General features: G+C 48.8%; 4 protein-coding genes. 1 reads left to right on the forward strand and 3 read right to left on the reverse strand.

Features of this window, described 5'->3' with window-relative positions:
• Positions 1-19: 19 nt before the first annotated feature.
• Positions 20-2,203: a beta-1,3-glucanase family protein gene (locus SIO70_RS22665; RefSeq protein WP_320574569.1), complete on the forward strand. Its 2,184-nt coding sequence runs from the start codon at positions 20-22 to the stop codon at positions 2,201-2,203.
• A gap of 185 nt (positions 2,204-2,388) precedes the next feature.
• On the opposite strand, the gene SIO70_RS22670 is transcribed toward SIO70_RS22665, so the two are convergent.
• The 3 genes from SIO70_RS22670 to SIO70_RS22680 all read right to left on the reverse strand — a co-directional run bounded on the left by SIO70_RS22670 (position 2,389) and on the right by SIO70_RS22680 (position 12,347).
• Positions 2,389-2,892, reverse strand: a complete 504-nt coding sequence (locus SIO70_RS22670; protein WP_320574571.1) for a class I SAM-dependent methyltransferase — start codon at positions 2,890-2,892, stop codon at positions 2,389-2,391.
• Positions 2,893-3,009: 117 nt separating this feature from the next.
• Positions 3,010-5,331 carry a gliding motility-associated C-terminal domain-containing protein gene (locus SIO70_RS22675; RefSeq protein WP_320574573.1) on the reverse strand — a complete coding sequence of 774 codons (2,322 nt, stop codon included), beginning with the start codon at positions 5,329-5,331 and terminating at the stop codon, positions 3,010-3,012.
• A complete protein-coding gene (locus SIO70_RS22680) occupies positions 5,313-12,347 on the reverse strand; it encodes a hypothetical protein (protein WP_320574575.1) in 7,035 nt (2,344 codons plus the stop codon). The genes SIO70_RS22675 and SIO70_RS22680 overlap by 19 nt, the downstream gene beginning before the upstream one ends.
• Positions 12,348-12,483: the final 136 nt, after the last annotated feature.

The following is a 12,483-nucleotide window of genomic DNA, read 5'->3' on the forward strand; positions in this document are numbered from 1 at the left end:
TTTAAGACCTATAATCGCTATGAAAATCAGACCTTTCTTTTCCCTCAGGGTCTTTTGTACCCGCCTGGTCGTACTGCTTGGCCTTTCCATGTCTATTGGAGCCACTGTACATGCCCAAACCACGGTTCCCTTTACACTGTACAACAATTCTGCCTACACAGATGCCAACGTCTACGTTGCAGTAATTGGTATTATCAATGACAATCATGTATGGATTGACCCCAAAACCGGCGCAGTCAATCCTATGAGTACGTCTTATAATACAGTATCAGGTCCTGTCATCAATGGAAACTACGGCCCCGGTGGCAACGGCAAATATGCCGCCTGCTTCGCAAAGCTGAGTGAAATTCCAAACAAGGTGGTCAACGTTCCCGGCATCGCTGGTTGTCGTATCCTGATCTCCTTTAACTCACAGCTGTACCTTTATTTCTTCGGCGCGTCCGGCTCTCCCAGCGGTTATGCAGCACCCAATCTTGCTAACCCAACCGATCCCAACCAGGGCATCCGTTACGAGAACATTGAGCTGACAAACGCGTCTAATGGTCTGTGGGTAAACACTACGCGTGTAGATGCGTATCAATACCCAATGGGCCTCGAAGTATGGGGCAACAGCAGCTTCTATCAAAAAGTAGGTGAAACTGTCACCCACAGTTACATCCTCAACCAGTGGCAGACTACCGCGCCTACTGAATTTGCCGGTTGCTACGACGCTACCAACGGCATTATCCACTTCCCATCCAAAACCACTGCATGGCAAACAGGCGGTGCACAGGCCAGCTACTTTGGCTCCTATGTTGATGCTATCTGGTCCAAGTACACCAGCGGTAACCTGATCTTTAATGCAGGTGATGCAGGTACATGGAGTGGTAAAGTGTCCGGTAGTACCTTTACCTTCACAAGAAGTTCTGATGGCGCTGTAGGCACCATCTCTGCCAAACCTTCCCAGATCGAAGTCATGGAAGGTAGTGGCGTGATGGCCAGTGGCGGTCAGTGGGACAAAGTAGTACAGGCACAGATCTGCGCTGCAATCAATCGTCATGCAATTGACCTGACAAAGGCCACTGGCGTGACACAGGACTTCTCTACACCGTCACTTTATTACCAGACCACTCCTTACAACTGGTATTGTAAGTTCTGGCACCGTAGCGACATCAGCTATAATAGTCTGACGTACGCTTTCTGCTACGACGATGTTTTCAATCAGTCTTCTACCATCAATGCACCTTCTCCATCCCGGGCTACAATTACCATCGGTGGCTTTGCCGGCCTTACTTCCAACAGCCCGGTGACCGTCTACAAAGATTGTAACTACGCTGGTTCTGCAATAGGTCTGAGTACAGGTACTTATACCCTGAGTCAGCTGAATGCACTGGGTATTCTGAATGACGATATCTCCTCTCTCAAAGTAAGCTCAGGTTATAAAGTAACCCTGTACAAGAATGACAATTTTGGTGGTGCTACAGTTAGCTTCACTGCTGATGACGCCTGTCTGGTAGACAACAGTTTCAACGACTCTACATCTTCTTTAAAAGTTGAAACGACTACCAGCACTACGTCTATCAAGATCGAAGCCGAGAACTACAATTACATGTCAGGCGTACAGACAGAAACCACCAGCGATGCAGGCGGCGGACTAAATGTAGGTTATATTGATGCAGGTGACTGGCTCAGTTATGAAGTAACAATCCCTGCTACCGGTTCTTATGTAGTAGACTATCGTGTAGCAAGTACCTCTTCCGGCAATACACTGCGCCTTGAAAAAGATGCAGGAGCTACACAACTGGGCACTGTCACTATTCCTAATACAGGTGGCTGGCAGGTATGGTCCGATGTAGCACATACTGTATCTCTGCCCGCTGGTACTTACAGCATCGGCATTGCAACTGCTACAGGCAATTTCAACCTGAATTACCTGACCATTACCAGTACTTCCGGCGCAAGAGTAGCTGCTGCTGCCACTGCTACAGAAGACACGCACACAACGGTGACCCTGTCTCCTAACCCGGTGAGCAACCAGCTGTATATCCGTAATAATGATAAGATAAGAACCATGAGTGTTTTTGACATCAGCGGACATGCGATTATGCAGGTAACCAATCCTGGTACAAACATCAACGTATCTTCATTGGTACCCGGTGTTTACATTATCAAAATAGACCGCAAAGATGGTAGTCAGAAGACTGTGAAGATCCTGAAACAATAAAAACCAAAAGGCCTGTATTCATGAATGAATACAGGCCTTTTTATATTTCTATAAAGGCGGAATTCCTGACCAAAAACGGAGCTCTCTCTCTTTCGGCGCCCATGCTGATAGCATGGATCACTATCGGTAAAACTGCTATTTAAGCGGTGCTGATGAATCCAGTAAAGAGCCTGGCCAACGAGTAATTATATTTTTCTAAAAAGACCTTCTGCCACGCCCCTGTGTTTTACGGGACGCTGGCTATAATTGAGCTGCTCTAGTTCATTCAATAAGGGTAATATATTTTCATCGGCTGCACGCTCAATTGCCAGTTTCAAAACCAGCACCCCTCCGGGTTTCAGCGCATCGATAATAGCCGGAAATATCGCCACATCAAAATAATAATACAATACAATGAGATCATATTTGTCCGCAATTTCAAATGCCGACAAATCCGCACACACCGTCCTTACCTTCAATCCCTCCGCACGCAAACTCAACTGCTCCATTGCCACATCCGAAAAATCCACCGCCGTCACCTCCCATCCTCTCTCTGCCAGGTACAGCGTATGCCTGCCACTACCTGCCGCCACATCCAAAGCCTTTCCACCAGCGGGAAACTGCTCATACATGGACAAAAAATAAGGATCTGGTATTTCCAGAGAAGGGAGTCCTTTCGTATATCGTTCATTCCACAGCATTCTACTCATTTGGACAAATGTAATGAAAAATGAAGCAGCCGGCTTGGGAAGGCATTAAATAAAAAGAGAAGACGCCCCGGTGGGTACTCCGGGACGCCTTCAGCCTATTTCTACTTTACACTTCTCTTATCTTATTACGGTCACTTCACCTTTCACTATTCTTGTCTCTCCACCTGCCGTATTCTTGTAGCTCAACAGATACACATAAGTTCCTACATCTACCAGTGATCCCTGGAATCTACCATCCCATCCTTTGGTCTGGTCTTTACTCAGGAACACTACCTGGCCCCAACGGTTGAAGACGCGCAGATCGTAATCGTACATAGGACCGTTTACGTGAGGTTTGAACGTATCGTTGTTACCATCACCATTCGGCGTGAACGCATTCGGGAAGTCTGGCTTCGCTTCACATTGTTTGTAAGTAACTGTGATGTCGTCGGTCACAGAGCCACAATCATTGTAAACAGTCACTTTATAGTACCCGGTCGCTGTCACTACATACGTTGCCGTTGTAGCGCCATCCTGCCATCTGATGCTGTTGCCGGTGCCGGCATCTACACTCAGGGTCAGGGTCTGACCGATACAGATAGTGGTATCATTGCCCAGAGAAATATCTCCGAGACCAGCCACTGTTACTTTTACACTATCTGAAGAAGTCAGATTACAATATTTGTCAAGTACTGTTACAGTGTAGATACCCGGTGTGCTTACTTCCTTGATCGGATCGGTCGTACCATCATTCCAGAGGTAAGAGATCGCACTCGCGTTAGTCGCATCCAGAACTACCAGGCCACCGGCACAGATATCCTTGTCAGGACCGAGGTCTAAGCTGATGTTTGCCTTGTTGGTAACGGTCACAGTATCGGTCACTACACAACTATTCTTCGTTACAGTCACCCAGTAGTCACCAGGCTTAGATACGATGATAGAGTTTGTCAGCGATCCATCAGACCATTTCACACTGCCGCCATCTGGCTCAACCTGTAAGATCACTGTCTGATCAGGACATACAGACGTATCAGGTGTCAGGGTCACGTTTGGTGCAGTAGCCACTGTTACAGTTGCCTGGTCGGTTACAGTACAACCCTTCAGTGATACATCTACAGTATAAGTACCTGCGGTACTTACCGTGATAGATGGTCCGGTATCACCAGTGCTCCATGTGTAAGAAGCACCCTGTACATAGGCATTCAGTTTTACTGTCATACCATCACAGATAGTGGTATCGCGGATTTCGACTGTTGGTGGTTTATTCACCGTTACCTTCACAGAGTCTGTAGCGGAACAACCATTGTTGGTTACAGTTGCGTAGTAAGTACCGGCAGCAGATACGGTGATCTGTTGGGTAGTCGCTCCAGTATTCCACTTGATCGTGTAGCCTGCGCTTGCATTTGCTGCACCGGCATCCAGGGTGACTGAGTTACCTTCGCAGATCGCAGTATCGTTACCCAGGTTGACAGTTGGTTTCTGTACATATTGCAGGGTGTAAGTTACCGGATCAGATACGCAACCGGTTACGCCATCAGTTACGATGAAAGTAGCCTGTGTTGCACCATTCAGGTCGAACACATTGCTGGTCTGACTCTTCGGTGTGGTTACGGTACCTGCAGGATATACGCTCTGCAGTGTAAATGTTGGTTTGTTTACTTTGGTCAGCAGTTGCAATGCAAACTTCGTATTGTCAGAACAGTTCACTGGCAGTGTAGCGTCCAGTTGTGGTTTAGGACATGCTGCTACAGTAATGATCTGTACTCTTTCGATCGCGGCATTACCACATGCATCAGATACATTCCATCTTCTGGTGATGGTGTAACCGTTACAAGCATCCACAGTGTATGGATCGGTGGTCATGGTCGCTTTCTTAGGGAAGTTGCCATCGCAGTTATCAGTTGCGTACAGGGTAGCAGCAGCTGGTATGGTACCTCCACAAGTGACAGTAACAGCAGCCGGAGCCGGATCGATCACTGGTTTGGTGGTATCTACAACTGTGATTACCTGACGAACAGTGTTGGTATTACCACATTCATCTTTCGCTACCCATGTCCTGATCAGCTGGTAGTTGCTTGCACAAGCACCGGTGATAGACTGACGGGTCTGGGAGTAGCTGATCTTCACATTGCTGGTTGCGGTACAGTTGTCAGTAGCTGACAGGTTGCCTGGCGGTGTTGGCACTGCACTACAACTTACTGTAGTATCGCCTGGCGGTGTGATGGTGAATGTTGGTTTAGTAGTATCCTGAACGGTGATCACCTGTTTCATGGTGGCAGTGTTACCACAATCATCAGAAGCGGTCCAGGTACGGGTCAGGCGGTAGTTGTTAGAGCATGTAGTGCTCAGGAACACCTTCGTCTGGGATACAGATACTTTCACACTTGCAGAACAGTTGTCAGTAGCTGTGATCGTTGGCAATGCAGGTACAGCATCACAATTCACAGTCGTATCAGACACCAGGGCATTGAGAACGCTGGTCTGGTCGTATCCTGAACGGTGATGATCTGTTTCAGAACAGTGCTGTTACCACAATTATCGGTTGCAGTCCAGGTACGTGTGATCTGGTAAGTGTTGCTGCATGTGCTGCCAGAGATTGACTGCCTGGTATCCACTGGAGTTACAGTGATAGTACCAGGTGTACAGTTGTCAGTAGCCGTCAGCGTGGCAGCTGTTGGTACCTTATCACAATCTACAGTAACGTTAGCAGGAACAGTTATGGTGAACACAGGGCCAGTCTGGTCTCTTACCGTGATGGTCTGTTTCAGGGTATCGCTGGCGTTACCACAATTATCAACCGCTACCCATTTACGGATCAGGTAGTAATTGCTGGTACACTGACCTGCGATGTCTATTCTTGTTTCAATTGGCGCGATGGTCAGGGTACCTAAACAAGCATCGTTTGCTGTGAGGTTTACAGCAGCTGGCACCTGATCACACTCTACGGTCACATCAGCAGGTGCTGTGGAAGTGAACACAGGAGCTTTGGTATCGGTCACAGTGATGGTCTGCTGGGCTGAAGTTGTGAGACCACAACGGTCTACGGCTGTCCAGGTACGTCTGATGATAGTCGTACAAGCATCCGGTGTCTGCGTATTATCAGTGTAAGTCACAGTCAGCGCCTCGTTAGTGAAAGGCTGGTGGCTGAACACTGGTGTACCGAACAGCGTAGTGTAATCTTTACCCAGTACACAATCAGTAGTGATAGCAGCTGGTACAGATACTACTACCGGAGGTGTAGTGATCCTTCTGATCTTCACCACATTGCTGATGGTGGTGCTACAAGCGCCGGAGGTCACAATTCGTCTGAACCATACGGTATCAGCGGTAAGTGTACCTGGGGTATAGGAAGCAGAAGTACCGCCTGTACCTGTAGTCACGTTAGAGAACCCGGTGGTTGCACTGGTCGTGCTGATCTGCCACTGATAAGTGAAGGTACCGTCGCCACCACTCAGGGTAGTCGTTCCTTTCAGCTGAGCAGGTGTTTCAGAAGCACACACTGTCTGATCAGCGGAGATCGTATTGCCCATTACTGGTCCCAGGTTAGTCAGTGTTACAGTAGCTGGTGAACCAGTACATGTACCATTGCTCAGGGTCCATTGGAGAACAGCCGTTGTATTTACCAGCACTATTACTTTGGCAGTCGGATTGTTCAGATCAGCAGCTGCGATGGTTGCAGTACCACTGATTACAGTCCATGTACCTTTAGAAGTAGCGATGGCGCCTGGCGTAGCAGTCATTATAAAGGCAGAGTCATTACAATGAGTCTGGTTAGCTCCGGCATTTGCAGCTTCCGGCATCATGTCGTTCTTCAGGAAGACAGTGCTGCTGGTTGCGCAGGAATTGTTAGTAATTGTCCAGATTGCAGTGGCAGTATCACCTGCTGGTACAAATATCTTAGCTGTCGGATTATTCAGATCAGCCGTTGCGATCGTAGCGGCAGAACCTGTGTAGAATGACCAGGTACCGGTACCAATGGTAGCAGTGTTGGCAGTCATGACGAAGGCACTGTCAGAACAATGCGTCTGTGCAGAACCGGCATTTGCCACATCCGGCATCTTATCATTTACCAGTTTCACTGTGCTGCTGGAAGTACATACACCGTTGGAGATGGTCCAGGTAGCAATTACGCTATCACCTTCCGGTACGCTGATGGCAGCATTTGGATTGTGCACATCCGCTGTAGCGATAGTAGCAGTAGAACCGGTTGGTAATGTCCAGGTTCCTACGGCACCGGCTACATCAGGTGTATTAGCTGCCAGGGTGAAGGTGCTGGTCGCACACTGGTGGGTATCGGTACCTGCAGCAGCTGCTGTTGGTTGCTGATAGTTTACCAGTTTAATGCTGTCTACTGTAGAACAATTACCATTTGTGATTGTCCAGTAAGCCATTACACTGTCACCCGCAGGTACGTTGATAGTAGCGGTAATGCTGTTTGCATTCGTGATAGTAGCAATTGGTGTAGATACGGTCCATGTACCGGTAGCGGTAGTCAGTGATGGTGCAGTTGCACTCATGGTGAATACGGCATCGTTACAATGTTTCAGAGAATCAGGACCCGCGTCTGCCTGGGCTGGCGCTTCGTAATTCTTCAACAGGATCATATCGTAGCTGGAGCAGACACCGTTGGTCACTGTCCAGATTGCGGTTGCGGTATCGCCTGCAGGCAGGGTGAATACGGCATTGATATTAGTAGAGTCGGTCGCGTTAAAGCTTGCGGCACTACCTGGGTACAGAGACCATTTACCTACTGCTGTTGCCAGGTTTGGTGCGGTCGCTGCCATAGAGAATGTAGTGTTATTACACTGTACCAGGGAGTCAGCACCGGCATCTGCCTGCGCTGGCTGCTGATAGTTGTACAGTTTAATTGTATCGGCACTGTAACAGATACCGTTGGTCAGTGTCCAGGAGATGTATGCACTATCACCATTTGGTACAGTGAAAGTAGTACTGTTATTATTAAGGTCAGCAGCCGGGAAGGTAGCATTACCCTTCACTACCGTCCAATAACCGATGGCACCCGGAACATCCGGAGCATTCGCCGTTACAGGGAAGGTAGTGGTCATACACTGTTGCATATCTGCTGGTACGGCGGCAGCGGTTGGTGACATATAGTTCACCAGTTTCACTGTGTCGCTGGTAGAACATGTACCGTTACCGATTGACCAGATAGCGAGTACGCTATCGCCTGCAGGAACAAAGATGGTAGCATTCGGATCGTTCGGATCACTTGCTACCGCGGTAGTAGTACCTACGAATGTCCATTCTCCGATAGCACCTGTTACATCAGGTACGTTTGCACTCATCACGAAAGCACTGTCAGAACAATGTTTCACCAAGTCCGTACCTGCATCAGCTTTAACAGGAGTCAGGTAGTTAGTCAGTATCACAGCCGCTGAATCAGCGCACACACCATTTGTTACAACCCAGTGTAATTCAGCAGAGGCATCATTTGGCAGCGTTATATTAGCAGCTGGCAGGTGCTCTTCGCCGGTAGCGATAGTAGCGATACCGCTGCGAACATACCATGTACCGATAGCACCTGTTACGTTTGGTGTAGAACCGGCCAGTACAAAGGCAGAACCCGCACACTTGGTCTGGTTAGTACCCGCACTTACTGCAGTTGGCTGTTCGTAATTGATCAGCACAATGTTGTCAGAAGTGGTACAACCCAGGTTGGTGATGGTCCAGCTCAGTACTACCGTAGAACCGGCAGTTACCGTGAAGGTCGTGTTCGGATCATTCAGCTGTGCAGCTGAGATAGTATAAGAAGCAGGAGATACAGCACTCCAGTAACCGGTAGCACCAGCGACAGAAGGTGTATTTGCTGTCATTGTAAAGGCATCGTCGTTACAATGTTTGATAGTGTCTACACCCGCATCTGCATTAGCAGGAGGATTATTATTTACGATCCATACGGTGTCTACATCCGCACATACACCATTTGTAATCGTCCAGAACAACATGCTGCTGTCACCCACAGGGATGGTCACAGTCGTGGTTGGGCTGTTGATACTTGCGATCGTTGCGGTAGAACCGGCTGGCTTAGACCATGTACCGGAAGCTGTAGATACAGATGGTGCATTGGCCGCCATGGTGAAGGTCGCAGTGTTACACTGGTGCTGGTCAGGACCTGCATCTGCATCAGCTGGTTTCACATAGTTGACCAGTTTTATGCTATCCACGGTAGAACATGTACCATTCACGATTGTCCAGTAAGCCATTACGCTGTCGCCTACAGGAACTGTGATCGTAGCGGTTGTACTGTTTGGATTAGTGATAGTAGCAGTTGCACTGGATACAGTCCAGGTGCCAACACCTACGCTAGCCGCAGTAGCTGACATCGTAAAGGTACCGTTCGCACACTGCTTGATGGAATCCGGGCCTGCCTGCGCTGTAGAAGGCGCCTGGTAGTTCTTCAGGAAAACATAATCAGTGCTGGAACAAACACCATTTGTGACAGTCCATATTAAAGTAGCAGTATCGCCGGCTGCAAGGGTCACCGTAGCTGCAGGATTGTTAAACATGCCTGTAGTGATGGTGGCTTTGCTGCCTGTAAATGCTGACCATGTACCTACTGCTGTAGCAGGAGCTGCTGCTGTAGCCAGCATGATGAAAGTAGCATTATTACACTGTACAATGGAATCCGGACCTGCATTGGCAGTAGTTGGCATAGCGTAGTTCACTAATACAATACTGTCTTTAGAAGAACAGGTACCATTCGTCACGGTCCAGTACAGGGTAGCAGTAGAACCAGTCGCTACGGTGATCACAGCATTTACGTTGCTGCTATCAGCAGTACCGATAGTAGCAGTACCGCTCTTTACAGACCACATACCAGTACCGATGGTTGGCGTAGTCGCCGCCATGGTAAAGGAAGGAGTCGCACACTGTTTCACAGTATCCGGGCCTGCATTGGCAGTAGTCGGTGTAGCGTAGTTGATCAGTTTTACATAATCGGTAGAAGAACAGGTACCGTTGGTCACTGTCCATATCAGTGTAGCGGTATCACCAGCTGCCAGGGTCACCGTAGCTGCAGGATTGTTGAACATGCCTGTAGTGATGGTGGCTTTGCTGCCTGTGAAGGTGGACCAGGTACCGGTTGCGGTAGCAGGAGAAGCTGCCGTAGCCTGCATGGTGAATGTGCTGTTCGCACACTGCATAATAGAATCCGGACCGGCGTTCGCTGCTACCGGTTGCATATAGTTGGTAATTGTTACTGAAGCAGAGTCAGCGCAGACACCGTTGGTAATTACCCAACGTAATAAGGCGGTCTGACCAGCTGGAACAATAACAGTTGAAGTAGCGCTGGTTGGTGTAGTCACAGTGGCAGTACCACTGCGTACATACCAGTAACCGGTTGCACCGGTCATTGGTGTAGAACCCGCAAGCGTAAACAGACTGTCAGAACAATGAGTCTGTGCAATACCTGCTGAAGTTGCGGTTGGCTGTACATAGTTGATCAGAACGATATTGTCTGAAGATGTACAACCGATATTAGTAATCGTCCATTTCAGTACCACAGTCTGACCGGCAGTTACGCTGAAGGTAGCAGTCGGGTTGTTCAGCTGAGCAGCAGAAATGGTATAAGTAGATGGAGAAACCACTGTCCAGGTACCCCATGCTCCAGATACTGACGGTGAGTTCGCGGACATTGTAAAAGTAGCGTTGTTACACTGCTTAATAGTGTCCGGACCGGCATTCGCAGCGGTGGGTGACAGGTTATTTACGATCCATACGGTGTCTACATCCGCACATACACCATTTGTAATCGTCCAGAACAACATGCTGCTGTCACCCACAGGGATGGTCACAGTCGTGGTTGGGCTGTTGATACTTGCGATCGTTGCGGTAGAACCGGCTGGCTTAGACCATGTACCGGAAGCTGTAGATACAGATGGTGCATTGGCCGCCATGGTGAAGGTCGCAGTGTTACACTGGTGTTGATCAGGACCTGCATCTGCATCAGCTGGTTTCACATAGTTGACCAGTTTTATGCTATCCACGGTAGAACATGTACCATTCACGATTGTCCAGTAAGCCATTACGCTGTCGCCTACAGGAACTGTGATCGTAGCGGTTGTACTGTTTGGATTAGTGATAGTAGCAGTTGCACTGGATACAGTCCAGGTGCCAACACCTACGCTAGCCGCAGTAGCTGACATCGTAAAGGTACCGTTCGCACACTGCTTGATGGAATCCGGGCCTGCCTGCGCTGTAGAAGGCGCCTGGTAGTTCTTCAGGAAGACATAATCAGTGCTGGAACAAACACCATTTGTGACAGTCCATATTAAAGTAGCAGTATCGCCGGCTGCAAGGGTCACCGTAGCTGCAGGATTGTTAAACATGCCTGTAGTGATGGTGGCCTTGCTGCCTGTAAATGCTGACCATGTACCTACTGCTGTAGCAGGAGCTGCTGCTGTAGCCAGCATGGTGAAAGAAGCGTTATTACACTGTACAATGGAATCCGGACCTGCATTGGCAGTAGTTGGCATAGCGTAGTTCACTAATACAATACTGTCTTTAGAAGAACAGGTACCATTCGTCACGGTCCAGTACAGGGTAGCAGTAGAACCAGTCGCTACGGTGATCACAGCATTTACGTTGCTGCTATCAGCAGTACCGATAGTAGCAGTACCGCTCTTTACAGACCACATACCAGTACCGATGGTTGGCGTAGTCGCCGCCATGGTAAAGGAAGGAGTCGCACACTGTTTCACAGTATCCGGGCCTGCATTGGCAGTAGAAGGAGTAGCGTAGTTAATCAGTTTTACATAATCAACAGAAGAACAGGTACCGTTGGTCACCGTCCATATCAAGGTAGCAGTATCACCAGCTGCCAGGGTCACCGTAGCTGCAGGATTGTTGAACATGCCTGTAGTGATGGTGGCTTTGCTGCCTGTGAAGGTGGACCAGGTACCGGTTGCGGTAGCAGGAGAAGCTGCCGTAGCCTGCATGGTGAATGTGCTGTTCGCACACTGCATAATAGAATCCGGACCGGCGTTCGCTGCTACCGGTTGCATATAGTTGGTAATTGTTACTGATGCAGAGTCAGCGCAGACACCGTTGGTAATTACCCAACGTAATAAGGCGGTCTGACCAGCTGGAACAATAACAGTTGAAGTAGCGCTGGTTGGTGTAGTCACCGTGGCAGTACCACTGCGTACATACCAGTAACCGGTTGCACCGGTCATTGGTGTAGAACCCGCAAGCGTAAACAGACTGTCAGAACAATGAGTCTGTGCAATACCTGCTGAAGTTGCGGTTGGCTGTACATAGTTGATCAGAACGATATTGTCTGAAGATGTACAACCGATATTAGTAATCGTCCATTTCAGTACCACAGTCTGACCGGCAGTTACGCTGAAGGTAGCAGTCGGGTCGTTCAGCTGAGCAGCAGAAATGGTATAAGTAGATGGAGAAACCACTGTCCAGGTACCCCATGCTCCAGATACTGACGGTGAGTTCGCGGACATTGTAAAAGTAGCGTTGTTACACTGCTTAATAGTGTCCGGACCGGCATTCGCAGCGGTGGGTGACAGGTTATTTACGATCCATACGGTGTTGTGCTACATACACCATTTGTAATCGTCCAGAACAACATGCTGCTGT

This window comes from Chitinophaga sancti (genome assembly GCF_034087045.1).
GTDB lineage: Bacteria > Bacteroidota > Bacteroidia > Chitinophagales > Chitinophagaceae > Chitinophaga > Chitinophaga sancti_B.